This is a genomic window from Campylobacter sp. CNRCH_2013_0898h, from assembly GCF_025772965.1.
GTDB lineage: Bacteria > Campylobacterota > Campylobacteria > Campylobacterales > Campylobacteraceae > Campylobacter_D > Campylobacter_D lari_D.
On record NZ_JAKMTD010000004.1, the window covers coordinates 63971 to 81604 of the forward strand.

The 17634-nt window shown below is 30.3% G+C and carries 18 protein-coding genes and 2 tRNA genes; 6 read left to right on the forward strand and 14 right to left on the reverse strand.

The genetic code is table 11. The features are described from left to right. The 4 genes from L8X50_RS03270 to rpsJ are packed head-to-tail and all read right to left on the reverse strand — an operon-like array spanning window position 1 to window position 1791. Complete coding sequence (locus L8X50_RS03270; RefSeq protein WP_263660383.1) at window positions 1–282, reverse strand: 50S ribosomal protein L23; 282 nt, start codon at window positions 280–282, stop codon at window positions 1–3. 1 nt (window position 283) lies between these two features. Next, window positions 284–898 (reverse strand): 50S ribosomal protein L4, encoded by a 615-nt coding sequence (rplD, locus tag L8X50_RS03275; RefSeq protein ID WP_039617137.1) that lies wholly within the window; start codon window positions 896–898, stop codon window positions 284–286. After that, complete coding sequence (gene rplC / locus L8X50_RS03280) at window positions 895–1470, reverse strand: 50S ribosomal protein L3 (RefSeq protein ID WP_012660811.1); 576 nt, start codon at window positions 1468–1470, stop codon at window positions 895–897. The genes rplD and rplC overlap by 4 nt, the downstream gene beginning before the upstream one ends. 9 nt (window positions 1471–1479) lie before the next feature. Beyond that, window positions 1480–1791 carry a 30S ribosomal protein S10 gene (rpsJ, locus tag L8X50_RS03285; RefSeq protein WP_012660810.1) on the reverse strand — a complete coding sequence of 104 codons (312 nt, stop codon included), beginning with the start codon at window positions 1789–1791 and terminating at the stop codon, window positions 1480–1482. A 227-nt stretch (window positions 1792–2018) separates the two neighbouring features. Between rpsJ and L8X50_RS03290 the strand changes: the two genes are divergently transcribed. Beyond that, window positions 2019–2094 (forward strand) — tRNA-Ala (locus L8X50_RS03290). Between the two features lie 18 nt (window positions 2095–2112). Continuing rightward, window positions 2113–3174, forward strand: coding sequence for an ATP-binding protein (locus L8X50_RS03295; RefSeq protein ID WP_263660384.1), 1062 nt, complete (start codon window positions 2113–2115; stop codon window positions 3172–3174). Here the strand turns inward: L8X50_RS03295 and L8X50_RS03300 are convergent. Genes L8X50_RS03300 through coaE form a run of 3 tightly spaced genes read right to left on the reverse strand, consistent with a single transcriptional unit; the run spans window position 3171 to window position 5191 of the window. Continuing rightward, window positions 3171–3878, reverse strand: a complete 708-nt coding sequence (locus L8X50_RS03300) for a glucosaminidase domain-containing protein (protein WP_263660385.1) — start codon at window positions 3876–3878, stop codon at window positions 3171–3173. The two genes, L8X50_RS03295 and L8X50_RS03300, sit on opposite strands and share 4 nt — an antisense overlap. Then, window positions 3853–4602, reverse strand: coding sequence for a diaminopimelate epimerase (gene dapF, locus L8X50_RS03305; RefSeq protein WP_133319131.1), 750 nt, complete (start codon window positions 4600–4602; stop codon window positions 3853–3855). The genes L8X50_RS03300 and dapF overlap by 26 nt, the downstream gene beginning before the upstream one ends. Next, a complete protein-coding gene (gene coaE / locus L8X50_RS03310) occupies window positions 4589–5191 on the reverse strand; it encodes a dephospho-CoA kinase (RefSeq protein WP_263660386.1) in 603 nt (200 codons plus the stop codon). Before coaE ends, dapF begins: the two co-directional genes overlap by 14 nt. A 58-nt stretch (window positions 5192–5249) precedes the next feature. Here coaE and purM point away from each other — a divergent pair, with 58 nt between their 5' ends. Then, a complete protein-coding gene (gene purM / locus L8X50_RS03315) occupies window positions 5250–6239 on the forward strand; it encodes a phosphoribosylformylglycinamidine cyclo-ligase (protein ID WP_263660387.1) in 990 nt (329 codons plus the stop codon). 269 nt (window positions 6240–6508) lie between these two features. Here purM and L8X50_RS03320 read toward each other — a convergent pair whose 3' ends face one another. The 7 genes from L8X50_RS03320 to L8X50_RS03350 all read right to left on the reverse strand — a co-directional run bounded on the left by L8X50_RS03320 (window position 6509) and on the right by L8X50_RS03350 (window position 15398). Continuing rightward, window positions 6509–9901 (reverse strand): autotransporter outer membrane beta-barrel domain-containing protein, encoded by a 3393-nt coding sequence (locus L8X50_RS03320; protein WP_263660388.1) that lies wholly within the window; start codon window positions 9899–9901, stop codon window positions 6509–6511. A 297-nt stretch (window positions 9902–10198) separates the two neighbouring features. Beyond that, window positions 10199–10852 (reverse strand): superoxide dismutase [Fe], encoded by a 654-nt coding sequence (gene sodB, locus L8X50_RS03325; protein ID WP_263660389.1) that lies wholly within the window; start codon window positions 10850–10852, stop codon window positions 10199–10201. A gap of 67 nt (window positions 10853–10919) precedes the next feature. After that, window positions 10920–11429: an anaerobic ribonucleoside-triphosphate reductase activating protein gene (gene nrdG, locus L8X50_RS03330; RefSeq protein WP_165955263.1), complete on the reverse strand. Its 510-nt coding sequence runs from the start codon at window positions 11427–11429 to the stop codon at window positions 10920–10922. Continuing rightward, on the reverse strand, window positions 11401–13680 hold the full coding sequence (locus tag L8X50_RS03335; RefSeq protein ID WP_263660390.1) for an anaerobic ribonucleoside triphosphate reductase: 2280 nt from the start codon (window positions 13678–13680) through the stop codon (window positions 11401–11403). The genes nrdG and L8X50_RS03335 overlap by 29 nt, the downstream gene beginning before the upstream one ends. Before the next feature lie 132 nt (window positions 13681–13812). Next, window positions 13813–14277 (reverse strand): BspA family leucine-rich repeat surface protein, encoded by a 465-nt coding sequence (locus tag L8X50_RS03340; protein WP_263660391.1) that lies wholly within the window; start codon window positions 14275–14277, stop codon window positions 13813–13815. A gap of 218 nt (window positions 14278–14495) precedes the next feature. After that, window positions 14496–14570, reverse strand: a tRNA-Glu gene (locus tag L8X50_RS03345). 69 nt (window positions 14571–14639) lie between these two features. Further along, on the reverse strand, window positions 14640–15398 hold the full coding sequence (locus L8X50_RS03350) for an exodeoxyribonuclease III (protein ID WP_039617114.1): 759 nt from the start codon (window positions 15396–15398) through the stop codon (window positions 14640–14642). A gap of 99 nt (window positions 15399–15497) precedes the next feature. Between L8X50_RS03350 and L8X50_RS03355 the strand changes: the two genes are divergently transcribed. The 3 genes from L8X50_RS03355 to L8X50_RS03365 are packed head-to-tail and all read left to right on the forward strand — an operon-like array spanning window position 15498 to window position 17631. Beyond that, complete coding sequence (locus L8X50_RS03355; protein WP_263660392.1) at window positions 15498–17045, forward strand: phosphoethanolamine transferase; 1548 nt, start codon at window positions 15498–15500, stop codon at window positions 17043–17045. Next, window positions 17045–17416: a diacylglycerol kinase gene (locus L8X50_RS03360; RefSeq protein WP_263660393.1), complete on the forward strand. Its 372-nt coding sequence runs from the start codon at window positions 17045–17047 to the stop codon at window positions 17414–17416. The genes L8X50_RS03355 and L8X50_RS03360 overlap by 1 nt, the downstream gene beginning before the upstream one ends. After that, entirely contained in the window at window positions 17401–17631 is a 231-nt protein-coding gene (locus tag L8X50_RS03365) for a helix-turn-helix domain-containing protein (protein ID WP_263660394.1), read from the forward strand. Before L8X50_RS03360 ends, L8X50_RS03365 begins: the two co-directional genes overlap by 16 nt. Window positions 17632–17634 lie beyond the last annotated feature (3 nt).

Below are 17634 nucleotides of genomic sequence, written 5' to 3' on the forward strand. Positions count from 1 at the left end.
TTATCCCTCCGAACTTTCTAAGCTCACACCTTCTGGTAGCTTAACATAGAATTTTTTAAAGCTATTTCTTTGACCTTCACGACCTCTAAAACGCTTTACTTTTCCATCCATTTTTAAAGAATTAATTCTTACTGGAGTTACACCAAAATATTCTCTTAAAACTTCTTTTAAACCATTTTTAGTCATTTTTGGAGAAGTTTGAATAACTACAACACCTTGCTCTTGAAGGTTTAAGCTTTTTTCAGTGTAAAGTATTGTTTTTATATCAGTAATATCTGCCATTTTAACCCTCTTTTACGATAGATTCAAGCGCTGCTTTTTCAATGATAACAGCATTAAATACAGATACTAAATAAGCATTTACTTCGCTAATATCAACTACATAGCAATTTGCTAAGTTTCTAAAAGCAAGAAGTGTTTTTTCATCTAGTAAATCTTTTACAATTAAAGCATCTTTTAAACCAAGCTTTTTAATAACTGCATTTGCATCTTTTGTTTTACCGCTTTCAATGCTTAAACTATCTACTGAGAATAATGCATTGTTTTGTGCTTTATCAGCCAATGCTCTTTCAAGCGCTAAGCGTTTTTGTTTTTTATTAACTTTTTGGAAATAATTACGATTGTTTGTAGGGCCAAATGCTACAGCACCACCAACCCAAACATTCGTTCTTGTTGAACCTGCTCTTGCACCACCACGACCTTTTTGTCTCCATGGTTTTTTACCACCACCGCTTACATCGCTTCTACCTTTAGTATGAGCTGTGTTTGCTCTAAGGCTAGCAAGATAAGATTTTACATATAAATAAAGGTTGTGAGGATTAACTTCTGCATATTTTGCTGGAAGATCGAGTTCACTAGCTTTTTCAAATTTATCATTTAAAACAGTTACTTTACTCATTTTGCAATCCTTATTTTACCCATAGCACCATTAAATCCTGGTACCGCACCTTTTACTACTAAGATGCCATTTTCTTCATCAAATGAAACTACTTCATTTTTAACAGTAACTTTTACATTACCATAATGACCTGCCATTTTCATACCTGGTTGAACACGACCTGGCCATTCGCGGTTACCGATTGATCCGTGGCGTCTGTGGAATCTTGAACCGTGACTTGCAGGACCTCCGGCAAATCCGTGTCTTTTAACAACCCCACTATAACCTCTACCTTTAGAATTAAAGCTTACTTTTAAGATAGAAGCTTCTTTTAAAGGATTAAGATCAATATCACCTGCTTCTGTGTTTGCTACTTCTAAAGAAGCAAATCTATTATATTCAGCTGAAAGATTGTATTTTTTTTGCTGACCCGCAATGCATTTATTATTTGCTTTGCCTTTTACATAAGCAACCAAAGCTTTTCCATTTTCTACTTCACATACTTTAGTTTGAACAAGTTTAAGTAAGGTTACAGGAATGCTTGGTGTGCTGATTGTTCTACTCATACCAATTTTTTCTACAATGTATTCCATATTCTATCCTTATTTACCCATAGCTCTTACTTCAACATTGACCTCTGGAGCCAAGTCAAGCTTAGTGAGTGAATCTACTGTATCTGGAGTAGCTGCTACAATATCAAGCATACGAGCATGAATTCTCATCTCAAATTGTTCGCGTGAATCTTTATTGATGTGTGGAGATTTCAAAACTGTGTATCTTTTGATTTTTGTAGGCATTGGCACTGGACCTCTGATGTCAGCACCTGTTCTTTTAACAGCTTCTACAATTGCTGCAACTGTGCGATCTAGAACTCTGTGGTCATAAGCTTTTAGCTTAAGCCTGATTCTTTCCATATTTTTTCCTTTGTAAAGAACTCGTTAGACCCATAAGAATCTAACCACCATATAAAATGATGTTGAGATTATATAAAAAGAGCCTTTGCTATGTCAAGAAATTTATACATTTTTTTTAATTATTTTCCTTTTAAAAAGGATAAAAATTAAATTTTATAAAATTTACAAGATTTTTTATACATTAAGAAAATCTAAGAAAAAATATAGTATGATTTCAAACATCTAAAGGGGCATTAGCTCAGCTGGGAGAGCACAACGCTGGCAGCGTTGGGGTCAGCGGTTCGAACCCGCTATGCTCCACCATTAATTACAAAGAAATTTATGAAATCACTACAATTTTTTTACGATAATTACCCAAAATTTCAAAAATTTGATGAAAGAAAAATTCAAATTCAAACCCATAAAAACATCATTATAAAAGGTGGTTTTGCAAGTGGTAAGAAAAATTTAATTTTAAATTTTTTATCTTTGTACAAAAGTGAAAATATACTTTTTATTGATTGTGATGATTTAAAATTTCAAGCAAGTGCTTTAATAAATCTAAATTCGTTTTTAACTTATAATCCACAAATTAAATTTTTAGCACTTTGCAACTTTGCTCATGATTTTGACTTTGCTAGTTTAAAACATCTTAACTTGCAAATCATACTAAGCGTTTGTGATAGTAATTTTTGCTTAGATCAGTTTGAAGAACTTCATTTAGACTATTTAGATTTTGAAGAATTTTTAAGCCTAAATAAAAAATATGCTGATACCAAAACCATGGTAAGTTATTTTTTACACACAGGGCGCAATGTGATTTTAAATCACAACTTTAACACAAACTCATCATACCTAAAAAGCTTTTATACCCCATTAGAGCTTACCATACTCAAACAAATCGCCTTAGAACTTGGGAATGAATTTAGCGTTAATGAACTATTAAAAACTCTAAAAAATAGTATAAAAATTTCCAAAGATACCTTATATAAAAGCATAGAAAAACTAGAATCAAACTACACTTTGTATTTTGTAAAAAATCTTGAAAAAAATTTAAAAAAAGTATATTTTTGGGACTTTTCACTAAAAAATTCTCTAAGTATACAAAAAGACTTTAGTGCTTTGTTTGAAAATTTGATTTTAAGCGAGTTATTTAAATTTAAACAAGAAATTTTTTATACTAAGCATTTTGATTTTTACTTACCAAGTCTTAAAAATGCATTTTTATGCTCGCCCTTTAAAGATAAAGATTTACTTAGTTTAAAAGTCAAAAAAATACTTAGTAAAAACCAACTCGCACTTTCAACTATTTATATCATCACGCTTTCACAAAGAGATGAGTTTTTCATAGAAGGGGTGCGTGTGATGATTTTACCTTTTGATGAGTGGGCTTTAGGAAATTAATCTAACTCATCAAGCTTATGTTGATTTATGATAGAAATAATAAGCTTGGTATAATTACTTTTAATCTCTGAATATTTTTCCAAATGACTTGCCGCTTCTTTACCATCAAGTTTTTTATTTTCACTTATAGCATCCCACCGCCAAGCTCTAAATTCCTTATAAGCATCATGACGATTTAAATTTAGCAAGTATGAATCCACACTTTCTTGCAAGGTATCAAATATACGAATTTTATGAGTTTTACCTTCACTTCTTTCTTTTGGAATCAAACCTTTCTCGCCCCAAGTCCATTCTCCAAATAAATTATTTGCTTCTTTAGCAAAACGACTTGTACCAGTTGCGCTTTCAATAATTGCTTGAGCTATGGCTAAAGATTTTGGAACTTTTTGGATACGCAGTTGGTATTCCTTGTGATCGTATAAATTTTTAACGCGATATTTTTCTTTTAAAAACCATAGTTTTTGCACAGCATTAGAATTTAGTTTTCTAAAATTACTCTTTAAAGCTTCCTCAAAAAAAATATCTATAAATTCTTTTTCATTTTCAATTTCTTTGAAAGAAACATCTAACAAAGCATTGATTTTTTTGATAAAAATTTCACGCTTTTCTTTTATACTTAAAGCATAATAATATTTATCAAAACCTGCTATAAATTCAGCTTTTAAAAATAAAAAACTACTAAGTAAAATTATAATCAGCTTCAAAACAGCACTTTACCTTTCCTCTGAAAAATATTTGATCATCCTCTAATCTAAAATATAAATTTTCTTTGCTTTTTGGCTTTACTAAAATATCATCTTTAACTTTTTGATTTAAATAAGCAAGATAAAAACAAGCTCCCATACCTGTACCACAAGCTAAAGTCTCATCTTCTACCCCGCGTTCATAGGTTCTAACTCTTATAAATTCTTCATTTTCTATTTTAGCAAAATTAACATTTGCATTATATTTTTTACGCACTTCTTTGCATAAATTTACATCAAATTCATTTAAATCATCAACAAAAGTCACCATATGTGGCACACCTGTATTACATCCTTGCCAAATTCTATCTTTATGTTTAAAAGCTTCTTTAATATCCTTCACTCCACTTAATTTAATCTCTACCATGTCATCATCAACAAATGATTTTATAAGTCCTGCTCCGGTTAAAAAATTTAAATATTGTGATTTTTTTAGATAATGATGAGCAAAATGAGCTGCTGCACGCGATCCATTACCACACATATTTGCTTTACTACCATCGCAATTATAAAATTCCCATTCAAAATCATATCTATCATGAGGCACAACTACTATAAGCCCATCAGCACCTATGCCTTCATAACGATTACAAAGAATTCTAGCTAACTCGCTACGATCTTTTTTTTCACCATCTGCAAATACTACAAAATCATTTCCGCTTGCACAATATTTATAAAATTTCATTTTTAACCTTTAAAGTATGTTTTAAAAAATTTAGCACATTTTCTTCAAATTTTTCATAACTTGAAATATTTTTTATCACAAAATCTGCTTTTTTTAGTTTTTCTTCTATATCAAGTTGCAAATTAATTCTTTTTAAGGCTTCATTTTCATCTAAATTATCTCTTTGTATTAATCTTTTTAATAAAATTTCTTTTGGAGCATAAATCAATATACTTTTTCCTAGATCTTGATAATGATTATTTTCAAAAAATAAAGGTAATTCTATAAAAAAAGCCTTATTTTTTTTATCTAAAATTAGTGCTTTTTGTAAAATTTCTTCTTTGATTTTAGGATGTAAAAAACCTTCTAACTTTTTTTTGGCGTTTAAATCATTAAATACAATAACACCAAGCTTTTTTCTATCTATTTTTCCTGCTATGATTAAATCATTATTATCAAAAAGTTTAGCTATGGAATTAGCATTTTCATTTAAAAGCTCATGAGCTATCACATCTGCACTTAAAGTATCAAAACCCAAATTTTGAACTATTTTTATAAAGCTTGACTTTCCACCTGCTATACTTGAAGTCACAAAATAAGCATTTTGCATAATTTAACCTTAAAATATTTTTAGTTAAAATACCTTTTAAATTCTTAAAGGAAGATAAATGAATATAAGCTATGAAGATGCGGGCGTAAGTATAGATAATGGTAATACTTTTGTAGAAGCAATCAAGCCTTTAGTAAAAGAAACTTTTAATGAAAATGTTTTAGGTGGCATAGGTTCTTTTTCAGGTGCTTTTGCCATGCCAAGTGGTTTTAAAAATCCTGTTATGCTAGCAGCAACAGATGGGGTAGGCACAAAGTTGCGTCTTGCTATTGATAGTCAAAAATTTGACACAATAGGCGAAGATTTAGTAGCAATGTGCGTGAATGATTTAATTTGCAATTTTGCTACGCCTTTGTTTTTTCTAGACTATTATGCAAGTGCAAAGCTAGATGTAGAAGTAGCTAAAAAGGTTGTAGCAGGGATTACTAATGGTTGTAAAAAAGCAAATTGTGCCTTAATAGGCGGAGAAACTGCTGAAATGCCTGGAATGTATCATAACAATGACTTTGACTTAGCAGGTTTTTCAGTGGGCATGGCTGAAAAAGATGAAATAGATAGAAGAAATTTTGTAAAAAATGGAGATATTTTACTAGCTTTGCCTAGTAGTGGGCTTCATTCTAATGGATATTCTTTAGCTAGAAAAGTATTATTTGAAGCACAAAAGCTTAAATTTGATGATAAAATAGATGGTAAAAATTTAATCGATATTTTACTTGAACCTACAAGAATTTATGTAAAAGACTTTTTAAAATTAAAACCCTTCATCAATGCACTAGCTCATATAACAGGTGGTGGTTTGGTAGAGAATTTACCTAGAGTTTTCCCAAGAGGAATAGGTGCTATTATTAGAAAACATCATCTAAAAACTCCTGAAATTTTTTATCAAATAGGCCAAAGCGTAGAAGAAGCTGAAATGTATAGAAGCTTTAACATGGGTGTGGGCTTAGTTATGGTGGTAGATCCATCTAATGTAGGAAAAGTTTTAGAGAACTCAGATGCTTATGTAATAGGCGAAGTTGTGCTAAATGAAGGGGTTGTTTTAGAGTAATTAACTCCCTAGAGTTTGCTAATAAATCACATTGAGCTTAAAAATAAGCTTAATGTGATAGAGTGTATTTAATAAGGAGTTTATTGTTTTTAAATTATTTATAATACTAAAAACTTTTATAGTTTTTATATTCAACATTGGCACATTCTTAACTTTATTGTACCAATTGTGCTTTTTTAAATTTTTATTTTGTCATTTTATAATCTGTTTTAAGCAAACTCTGGGCAATTAATTAAACACTAAGCCTTAAAAGGCTTAGTTAATCATTATTAAAATATAAAGTCAAACTGTAAAAATCCCGTATGCGAATGAGAATTATTTGCAAAAGTTCCATTATAATTAAATGACATTTCTAAATCTTCTGCCAAAGAAAAAATCAAAGACGCACTTGCATATTGATAAGTTCTTGGCAAATCTAAGGTTTCGCTTGCTTTTAAGTTTGCAAAATTTACTCTTGATTCTACTTCAGGATTAAAATTAATTCTTGCACCTGCTTCAAATGAAGTGCTAATTTGTGGATGCCATTTATTAAGCCATTTAAGAGATGCTGTACTTGAAAAGAGATTTAATTCACTCTTATAATATCTTTCATGATTTAATGCTCCATCTCCATGCATGCTGAAAGCTTTTGTGAAACCACCTTCATAGTTTAAAGACACCTCAGGAGTAATTATATTATCTGCCCCATCTAAATAAAAATTCATACCAGTTCCAATACTTGCTCCATAACCATAGGTATCTGTATTACCATTAGCCTCTCTTTTTCCTTTATCAACAAATTTTTGCACATCATTTTTGGTATATGCTGCTTTGGTATGGAATTTAAAAAAGGCTTCTTTTATCTCATCTTCTAATAAAATATTAGAATACTTCAAACCAGCATACACTGTTTGCATTTTTAAAGAAAAGTAATCTTTAGTATCCATATTAGCTTCTTCGGTTCCTACATAAGCTCCTAGCATACCTATATCTTTTAAGGTATGAAAACCTGCTACTACACCTTTAGTATTTCCTTTAGAATAATCATTTGTTCCTAAAAGCTTAATGCTATTAGATGAAAAATAAGGCAATACAAAGCCGTGATAATGCTCATCTGCATCAAAGCCTACTAAGTTTTTATTTGTTTTATGATTATTGTGTATTCTTGCATGTTTGTAAGCCATTCTTGATGCATCATCTAAAACAGTATCAAGAAAGAATGATCTCATCATATAAGTGTTAATTATTGTTTGAGCCATAACAGAACCCACACCAGCACTTACATCTGCTAAGGTTTTATATTGTCCTGTTATAGGATCATATACTAGATTTAATAAATCATTGTTTGAACCAACATTACCTACTCCTATGTTACCACCACTACCAGTATTATTAACTATATTGTCAGGATTAATAGGTTTACTTGCATCAAAATTTGGATCTGAAGTATCTACTGTGATATTGTCTATATTTGTAGAGCCACTTCCATTTCCACCTACATTAATAGCTCCATCAAAGCTACCATCTTCATTTGGTTTTACTATCCAATCTCCTACATTTACATTACCATTACCATTATTAGTAATGTGATTACCATTGCTATCAGGTTTAACTGTACCTTGGTTATCTATATTAACATCATTATTACCATTATTAACTATACCACCGCCGATATTACCATTGGAACCATTTGAAATAGAAGTATTACCACCGCCACTACCTACAGTGATAGAACCTCCCAAATCTCCATCATTTTTGATTTCTAAATCACCGTTGTTATTCTCAATAGAACCGCTGATAGAACCACTATTGTTAATTGAGCCTAAATTACCATTGTTTATAATATTTCCACCTATACTACCATGACCGCTATTGATAATCTTATCTACAGAAGAATCTTTACCTATAGATACATCCCCTGTTATTTTTCCATAATCATCATTAATGATATTACCTACTTTTGAGCCATTATCAACGCTAACATCACTGCTAATAAGCCCATTACCAGAATTAGAAATATTAGTAACTTCACTACTATTATCAACTTTAATACCACCAGTAATCTCTCCTTGCCCAGCATTGATGATGCTTCCAACTATACTCTCATTATCAACGCTAACATCTCCTGAAATTTTACCAGTAGAAACTCCATTATTATAAAAAGAACTTGCCAAAGCACCATTGATAATATTCTCAACTTTAGAGTGATTATCTACTTTTACACTACCACTAATCTCTCCACTTCCAGCATTGATGATGCTATCTATCTGTCCTTTATTATTAACCTCTATAAACCCCTCTATTTTACCATTATCTTGATTTATTATACCACCTACTATAGAAGAGCCTTCTCCATCCACTTTTATAGTTCCGGTAATCTTAGCATTATCTTTATTTAAAATACCAGTAACCACACCGCCACTACTGATTAAAATAGATCCGCCTATATTAGCACTATCAGCATTTATAATACCAAATCCATTCTCACCACCTGAGATCATACCTTTCTCTTTAACCTCTATAGTTCCTTTTAAAGCAGATCCTCTGCTTAAATAAATTCCAGCAATTCCACCATGTATTGCAGAATTTTCTCCAGCTATAGTTGTGTTTTGATTTAAATATGCGTGATCAAAATACATCCCATAACTACCACCATATATCATGCCACCATTTTTTATAGATATATCACTTGTAGTAGAACCTGTACCTAAGAAAACACCACTTTCTCCTCCATAAATGCTAGCATTATCAACATATAAATCTCCTAATTTTTGCCATTGATTTACAAATATGCCATAATTTCTAGCATCTATTACACCACCATCTTTAATATTTAAGGTTCCAAAAGAACCATAAGATACAGAAATTCCATCGTTTTCTGCTTTTATGGTGCCAGTATTGGTGATATTTTCTATTTTACCACCACCTTCTAGCTTAATTCCTGCACCCCCAATATCAGTCTCCGTAGAAATTATATTACCAGAATTGTTTATAGTTCCAATATCTCCTTTCCATAAAAATACACCTCTAGCTCCACTAATAGTTCCGGAATTAGTTAAAGTTTCTATTTTTGCACTTGAACTTAAAGTTATTGCGCCATAACTACCTATACCTTCAATTTTTCCTTGATTATCTAAATGAGTAATAGTCCCGCTTACGCCAATTTTATTAATATACCCTTTATTAATAATAGCGTCTACTTTGGAGTTATCTTTTAATTGTATACCATCTTGATTGCCACCAATTATAGTTCCAGTATTTTCTATTGTACCGACACTAGAGCCAGTTTGAAGATCAATACCATTCCAAGCAGTACCTGTTATACTACCAGAGTTTTTTATACTATCAATACTAGAATTTTGTCCAATATTAATACCATTGCCACCACTAATAGTACCTTTGTTATCTATGGTTGCACTAGTAGAAGCATTGTTGTTAATTTGTACACCAAAGTTACTAGAATCAGATGTAATACTACCACCTTCTTCAATCACCAAGGTTCCACCAGAACCTATGGTAACCGGACCATTTTGACTACTATTAATAGTACAAGTACTATCAGTACAGCCACCACCGCTAATATTTTTTGAATTTTTTACTTGTTTGGTTTTAGTGTTTTTAACACTACTATTAGAATTTTGATCATTTATAGTTACTATACTAGCATTAGCACAGGTTGCCAAAAAAGATATAGTCGCTAAAGATAAGAAAGTTTTTTTAACAAAAGAAAGATTATTGTTTGAATAAGATGATTTTAAAGTGGGATTATTTTCGCATACCCCCCCCCATAGAATAAGACATTAAAACTCCTTGATTTATTAAAATTTTTTGTAATGATAAAAAATAATTATTAATATTTTTTAAATATGATAGTGCTTTTGTTAATTATTTGTGTAAATTAGGATATTTTTATTGTTGTTATTCTTAAGATAATTTAGCTTTGATTAAAAAAAGCCTCTTAAAAATAAGAGACTTTTTTCTTATTTTATAGGATGAAGTTCATTTGCATAAAAGCTTACTGAATTCATACCTTCTTTGATAGCCCATTCATAAGCTTTTACTACAAATTCCCAGTTAATGTGTGCGTAGAATTTATCTAAATACGCAGGGCGCGCATTACGGTGATCTACATAGTAAGCATGCTCCCACACATCAACTACTAAAAGTGGAACCTTACCTTCAGTGATAGGTGTAGCAGCATTGCTTGTAGCTACTAATTCTAATTTTTGATTTTGAGTGTTATAAACTAGCCAAAACCAACCAGAACCAAATACTCCTGTAGCTCCTTTGATGAATTCTTCTTTTAAATTTTCCATAGAACCAAAGTCTTTTTCAACCGCTGCTTTAAACTCATCACTTAAAGAACAGCCACAGCCACAGCATGCTTTTGGCTTAATGCAGTCAAAATAAAAGTCATGGTTATACACTTGAGCAGCGTTGTTAAAAACTCCGCCATTTGAGTTTTGTATGATATAAACTAAATCTTTTCCTGCAAATTCAGTATCTTTAATAAGATTGTTTAGGTTATTTACATAAGTTTGATGGTGTTTGCCATGATGAAATGCAAAAGTTTCTGCACTCAAAAAGTCTCCAAAAGCGTCTGCTTCATAAGGTAGTTTTCTTAATTCAAACATATTGTTCTCCTTTTTTAAATTTTATAGCATTCTAACATAGTTAAGTTAAAAAAGACTAAATGAGTCTTTATTTTTCAAAAAGTATTACTTTGCCTTGCTCTAAGCTTTTTGCTACATCAATAATGCGTTGGTTTTTACTACCTTTAAATTTTAAAGATAAGTCTTTTTGCTCTAAAATAAACTTCCCATCTATCAAAACATCAGCTAAGATAAGTAATTCTTTCATAGCTTGCTCTTGTAATAGCTCTTCATAAGTAAAACCTGTATATATAGTAAGATCAAGCCCTAAAGCCTTAATGTGTTTTGCTAGAATACTTAAATTTTTTGCTTGCATAAAAGGCTCCCCGCCACTAAAAGTAACACCTTGGAGCAAAGGATTTTTACAAATATCATCATACAAACTTGCTAAATCTTGCAAATATCCTTTGTTAAAATCATGTGTTTGTGGATTATGACAACCTTTGCAATGATGAGGGCAGCCTTGAGTAAAAATCACATAACGCAAACCATAGCCATCGACTATGGATTCTTTTATGACACCGGCTAATCTAAGAAAAATCGTGTTTAATTCTTGCATGAACTTCAGCTTTTTTAGCGTCATTAAAACGATCAAGCGTTCCTACTAAATAACCTGTGATTCTTCTTATGCGTTCAAATTTAATATCATCTTCTTTTCTATGGCACTTTGGACAAAACTCATCTATCACACCACTATAACCACATACCGGATCTCTATCTAGTGGGAAATTAATCGAGCCATAGCCTATATTGCTTTCTTTCATACATTTTATAATGCGTTCAAAACTTTCTAAATTCTTACTCACATCGCCGTTTAATTCTACATAAGTAATATGCCCACCATTATTTAGTTCATGATATGGGGCTTCTATTTGAATTTTTTCATATATACTAATAGGAAAATCCACAGGAATATGAAAAGAATTAGTATAAAAATCTTTATCGGTTATGCCTTTTAAAATGCCGTATTTTTTTTGATCTAGCTTTAAAAACCTTCCACTTAAGCCTTCAGCCGGGGTAGCTATGAGTGAAAAATTAAGCTTATCTTTGAGTGCTTTTTCATCGACAAATTCACGCATAAAACGCACGATTTGCAAACCTAAATCCCTTGCTTCTTGACTTTGTCCATGATGAGAACCTACTAAAGCTATTAAACTCTCACAAAGTCCTATATAACCTATAGCTAAAGTCCCGTGTGCTATGATTTTTTCTACGCTATCATTTTCTTTTAAAGAATCTGAATCTATCCAAATTCCCTCGCCCATTAAAAATGGGAAATTTTTAACCTTTTTTAGACTTTGAATTTTATATCTATGAAGTAATTGCTCATACACAAGCTCTAATTTTTCTTTTAAAAGTGAGTAAAAAAGCTCTAAATTTCCTTTGGCTTCTATGGCTAAACGCACAAGGTTTATACTTGTAAAGCTTAAATTTCCCCTGCCACTTGTGATTTCTTTGCTCTCATCATAAACATTTGCCATAACCCTAGTTCTACAACCCATATAAGCTACTTCACTATTATAATCATTTTTTTTATAGTATTTTGCATTAAAGCTTGCATCTAAAAAGCTAAAATTTGGAAAAAGTCTTTTAGAAGCACATTCTATAGCGAGTTTAAAAAGCTTGTAGTTTGGATCTTTTTCATTATAATTAATACCTTCTTTTACTTTAAAAATTTGCACAGGAAAAATTGGTGTTTCACCATTTCCTAAGCCTTTCATCGTGGCTTTGAGTAAATTTTCTATTACCATTTGCCCTTCAAAAGAAGTATCGGTGCCATAATTTAGCGTGCTAAAAGGCACTTGAGCTCCTGCTCTTGAGTTCATAGTATTAAGATTATGCACCAAAGCTTCCATAGCTTGAAAAGTCGCATCTTGGGTTTGCTTTAATGCTCTTTTGTAAGCATAAGCATTTGCTTGTTTTAAAAAATTCTCATCACTATTTAAATCAAGCTTTAAAAGCTCTTTAAAGCATTCTTTTTCGCTTGAAACTTGAAAATTAGCATTTTTAAAGCATTGCTCGTCTAGGTTTTGTTCTAATTTTATTTCAAAAAAAGCATTTATAGCCTTTTTATACTCTTTTTGAAAAGTCTTTGCCACACCCTTTGCCATAGCAAAATCAAAATTTGGTATAGATTGACCCCCATGCATTTCATTTTGATTAGCCTGTAAAGCAATGCAAGCTAAAGAAGCATAAGATCTGATATCATTTGGCTCACGCAAACTTCCATGTCCAGTGCTAAAACCATTTTCAAAAAGCTTTAACAAGTCTATTTGACAACAAGTTTGTGTTAGCATATAAAAGTCTTTATCGTGTATATGTATATCGCCATTTTTATGTGCATTTGCGATATGTTTTGGTAAAATACACTCATCTACATAGTATTTTGCTCCTTCTGAACCATATTTTAACATCATACCCATAGCACTATCTGAGTTGATATTGGCATTTTCTCTTTTTAAATCAGCTTCTTTGGAATCTTTGAAGGTTAAATCATCATACAAATTTAGCAAATCATAGCTACCATTGCGGATTTGTGTTCTTTTTTGGCGGTATAATATATAAGATTTTGCAGTATTGATTAAAGCATTTTTTATTAAAACCTCTTCAACTTTATCTTGAATTTGTTCTACCTGTGCATGATTTTCATCAAGCAAAGCTACAACCTCATCACAAAGCCTACCTAATTCATCATTTTCTAATTTTTTATCAGTAGAGTTTATATTGGCTCTAAAAATAGCATTTTTAATTTTAAAAATATCAAATGCAACTTGACTTTTATCTCTTTTTGTAATAAATTTTATTTTCATGTAAATTTTCCTAAAAAATAATCTCTAGAAGCTAAAAAATAACGCTTTATGAAGATAAGTTTAGTACAAAAACTTGATGAAAAACTTAAAAAGACAAAAGAAAAATTCACACAAAAATTGTGTGAATTTTGTTTATTCTAACTCTATACCTTTTACTGCATAAAGTTTATCAATACCACGATTTCCAAACATTTTTTCAGTATTACAATCCTTTTGGATATTCCACTCATCTAGCTCATGATGGAAATTTTTGCAATTGTGAAAAAGATATGCCATAGTAATTACATTTTGCACATCCCAATTCACAACACTATGCTCATACGCATGACAGTTTTCAAAACAATGTGCCATTCTGGTAGTATTTGAAGTTTTCCAATGCAATAAAGAATGATTGAAATTAACACAATTAAAAAACATATAAGACATATCTTTAGCATTTGATACATCCCAATGTTCAATACCTAAAAAATCCAATCTTTTAGAATAATAAAATACATAAGAAAAATCATCAATCAAAGATACTTCAATATCCCTTAGAGAAATTCTTTCATTATGCACCAAATTCATTAACTCATTTTTGCTTTTAGGTCTATACATTTTGTCCTCCTTTTTGTATATTTTAAAAAACAAGTGTGAAGTCAATGTAAAAAATTTACAAATTATTAATAATAACTTTCAATATATTAATAATAAGTATTTTAAAATAAACTTAATTTAAATAAGATAAAACAAATAAAAAATATTTAAATCGAACAATGTAACTTTTTGTAAAATATGACAATGATTATCAAAAAAAGCGGATATAAAATAGTAAGTGGTGACCCATACGAGACTCGAACTCGTGTTACCGCCGTGAAAGGGCGATGTCCTAACCGCTAGACGAATGGGCCATTTTGCAGTTTTAAGATGAAATTATAACAATTTTTACTTAATAATTATTTAAGGCATTAAAAAATACCTTAAATATCGATTTCTATCCCTACAGGAGCATGATCTGAGCCAAAAATATCATCTCTTATAAAAGCATTTTTAAGTTTATCTTTTAAGCCATTAGAAATGAAAAAATAATCAATCCTCCAGCCTACATTTCTTTCTCTTGCTTTCATTCTATAACTCCACCACGAATACTTTTCTTTAACATCGCCATTTATATGTCTAAAAGTATCTATAAAACCTAATTTTAATAAATCATCTATCCAAGCACGCTCAATCGGTAGAAAACCTGAAGTTTTTTCATTAGCTTTTGGGTGGGTTAAGTCTATCTCACGATGTGCGGTATTAACATCTCCACAGATGATAATTTCTTTACCTTCTTTTAAAAGTTTATCTAAATATACTAAAAAGTCATTATAAAATTTCATTTTAAAATTCAAACGCTCTTCATCTTTTTGACCATTTGGAAAGTAAATATTAAACAAAACTACATTTTTAAAGCTATGCTCTAAAACTCTACCCTCATCATCATCAAAAAACTCACATTTTTTGACTTCACAATCAAAATTACACAAGCTCATTACACCTGAATACCCTGCTCTTTTGGCACTATTTGAATACATATGTTTAAAAGGATACTCATAAATTCTTTTTGGAAATTTATCCTCGTGTGCTTTGATTTCTTGAAAACCTATAAAATCAATTTCTTCTTTTTCAATCCAATCAAGTGCATTTTTATCACAAATTGCCCTTAGGCCATTTACATTCCATGATAATAATTTCATAATTTAATCCTTAAACTTACAAAAAGCAAAATCATACCATAAAGATATTAAGTTAACCATTTTTATTTATAATTAAATCTTTAATTTTGAAAGGATTTCATGAAATTTTTTAACATATCGTGGCTTAAATTTATTATTTTGAGTGCTTTTTATATAACTAGTATCAATCTGAAATTGTTTTCTTATATTCACGAAAATTTACATCCTCATAATAATGATATTTCCATTATTTTATATATAATTATATATTTTGCACTATTAGTTGGAATTTTCGCTTTATTATTTTTGCCTTATCTTAGCAAGATTTTAATGATTTTTTTAATAGGTGTGAGTTCAATTAGTAGTTATTTTATGATCAATTATGGTGTTATTATAGATCATGATATGATTAGAAATGCTATGCAAACTGATCAAAAAGAAGTACGCGATCTGATTAATTTTAATATTTTTGTTTATATATTTTTTACTTTTGTGATTCCAGCATTTTTAGTTATAAAAACTAAAATAGAATATCACAATATCAAAAAACATTTAATCATCAAATTTAGTACTTTATTTGTTGCTTTATTTGTTGCTTTTGGATTGCTTGGAATTTTTTCAAAAAGTATTGTACCATTTTTAAGAACTTATAATGAAGTAAGAGTTTATAACACTCCTTTTTATCAAATTTATTCAGCAATTAAATATATAAAATTAGAAGTTATTCCAGAAAAAGAACTTCAAAAGATAGCTTTAGATGCGAAAATGGAAAAAGACTTAAACAAAACTATGATTTTAGTCATAGGGGAAACCGCTAGAGCAAATAACTATTCTTTGGGTGGTTATACCAAAAATGATACTAATTTTTATACCAAAAACGAACCTAATTTAATATATTTTGACAATGTAAGCTCTTGTGGGACAGCAACTGCTAGAAGTTTACCTTGTATATTTTCAAGACACAAAAGAGCTACTTTTGACAATAGTCTTTATGAAGAAAATGCTTTAGATATTTTACAAAGAGTTGGAGTTCAAAGTGTTTGGCTTGGAAATAATTCTGGAGGTTGCAAAGGAAACTGCGATCGTATAGCACATAAATTGATTTCAAAAGATTATGATGAGAGCTTACTTGAGCTTGTAAAAGAACAATTACAAAATCCATCTTCAAGTAAAATCATAGTCATTCATTTGCAAGGTTCTCATGGACCAGCTTATTTTAAGCGCTATCCAAATGAGTTTAAAAAATTTACGCCAACTTGCGATACAAATGAATTACAACAATGCTCGCAAGAAGAATTAACTAATACCTATGACAATACTTTACTTTATACAGATTTTATCATCAAAAGTCTTATTGACTTACTAAAGCAAAGTCCTTCACAAAATGCTTCATTGTTGTATGTATCAGACCATGGAGAAAGTTTAGGGGAAAATGGAATTTACCTTCATGGAATGCCCTATTTCATAGCACCAAAAGAACAAACTCATGTTCCTATGATTCTTTGGAGCAAAGATAATAATTTAATCCAAGAATTACAAAAAAAGAAAGATTATAAATTATCTCAAGATAATATTTTTTCAAGTTTATTAGGATATTTTAATGTCCAAACTAAAGAATATGAAGAAAACTATGACTTATATAGTAAAAATTTAAAGGAAAATCCTTAATGAAGCCAAAGTATTCTTTATTTAAAAATGCAAGTTATGCCTTTAGTGGCATTAAATTCTTGCTTAAAGATGAAATGGCTTTTAGAATAGAATTTGCCATTATCTTACCTTTGATTTTTGTAAGCTTTTTTTTACCTGTGAGTTTTTTAGAACATTTTGTGCTTATTTTAGTATTAGTTTTGATTTTAATTATAGAAGCATTAAATTCTGCTATAGAAGCTTGCGTGGATCTTTACACGAGTGAATTTCACATCTTAGCTAAAAAAGCAAAAGATTGTGCGAGCGCTGGGGTGTTTTTTAGCGTTGTTTTGGCTATAATTACTTGGAGTTTTATTCTTTTTAATATGGCTAGAGAATGGATGATAAAGTAAAAACACTATGCGTGAAAATCTTTGGTAAAAAACGCTTTGAAATTTTAGAATTTTTAGCCATTCATGCTAATGAAGATGGCTTTGTCTTTGCAAATATCGAAGAACTTTCTAAAAAGTTAAACATCAGCAAACCAACCATCATTTCTACTTTTAAATTTTTAGAAGAGAAAGCTTTGCTTGAAAAGCTCAAAAACGGCTTATATAAACTCAAATAGGAG

Bases quoted from the DNA above. Each gene is read 5' to 3' on its own strand.
- L8X50_RS03270 (WP_263660383.1), bottom strand. From the start codon at position 282: ATGGCAGATATTACTGATATAAAAACAATACTTTACACTGAAAAAAGC.
- rplD (WP_039617137.1), bottom strand. From the start codon at position 898: ATGAGTAAAGTAACTGTTTTAAATGATAAATTTGAAAAAGCTAGTGAA.
- rplC (WP_012660811.1), bottom strand. From the start codon at position 1,470: ATGGAATACATTGTAGAAAAAATTGGTATGAGTAGAACAATCAGCACA.
- rpsJ (WP_012660810.1), bottom strand. From the start codon at position 1,791: ATGGAAAGAATCAGGCTTAAGCTAAAAGCTTATGACCACAGAGTTCTA.
- L8X50_RS03295 (WP_263660384.1), top strand. From the start codon at position 2,113: ATGAAATCACTACAATTTTTTTACGATAATTACCCAAAATTTCAAAAA.
- dapF (WP_133319131.1), bottom strand. From the start codon at position 4,602: ATGAAATTTTATAAATATTGTGCAAGCGGAAATGATTTTGTAGTATTT.
- coaE (WP_263660386.1), bottom strand. From the start codon at position 5,191: ATGCAAAATGCTTATTTTGTGACTTCAAGTATAGCAGGTGGAAAGTCA.
- purM (WP_263660387.1), top strand. From the start codon at position 5,250: ATGAATATAAGCTATGAAGATGCGGGCGTAAGTATAGATAATGGTAAT.
- sodB (WP_263660389.1), bottom strand. From the start codon at position 10,852: ATGTTTGAATTAAGAAAACTACCTTATGAAGCAGACGCTTTTGGAGAC.
- nrdG (WP_165955263.1), bottom strand. From the start codon at position 11,429: ATGCAAGAATTAAACACGATTTTTCTTAGATTAGCCGGTGTCATAAAA.
- L8X50_RS03335 (WP_263660390.1), bottom strand. From the start codon at position 13,680: ATGAAAATAAAATTTATTACAAAAAGAGATAAAAGTCAAGTTGCATTT.
- L8X50_RS03340 (WP_263660391.1), bottom strand. From the start codon at position 14,277: ATGTATAGACCTAAAAGCAAAAATGAGTTAATGAATTTGGTGCATAAT.
- L8X50_RS03350 (WP_039617114.1), bottom strand. From the start codon at position 15,398: ATGAAATTATTATCATGGAATGTAAATGGCCTAAGGGCAATTTGTGAT.
- L8X50_RS03355 (WP_263660392.1), top strand. From the start codon at position 15,498: ATGAAATTTTTTAACATATCGTGGCTTAAATTTATTATTTTGAGTGCT.
- L8X50_RS03360 (WP_263660393.1), top strand. From the start codon at position 17,045: ATGAAGCCAAAGTATTCTTTATTTAAAAATGCAAGTTATGCCTTTAGT.
- L8X50_RS03365 (WP_263660394.1), top strand. From the start codon at position 17,401: ATGGATGATAAAGTAAAAACACTATGCGTGAAAATCTTTGGTAAAAAA.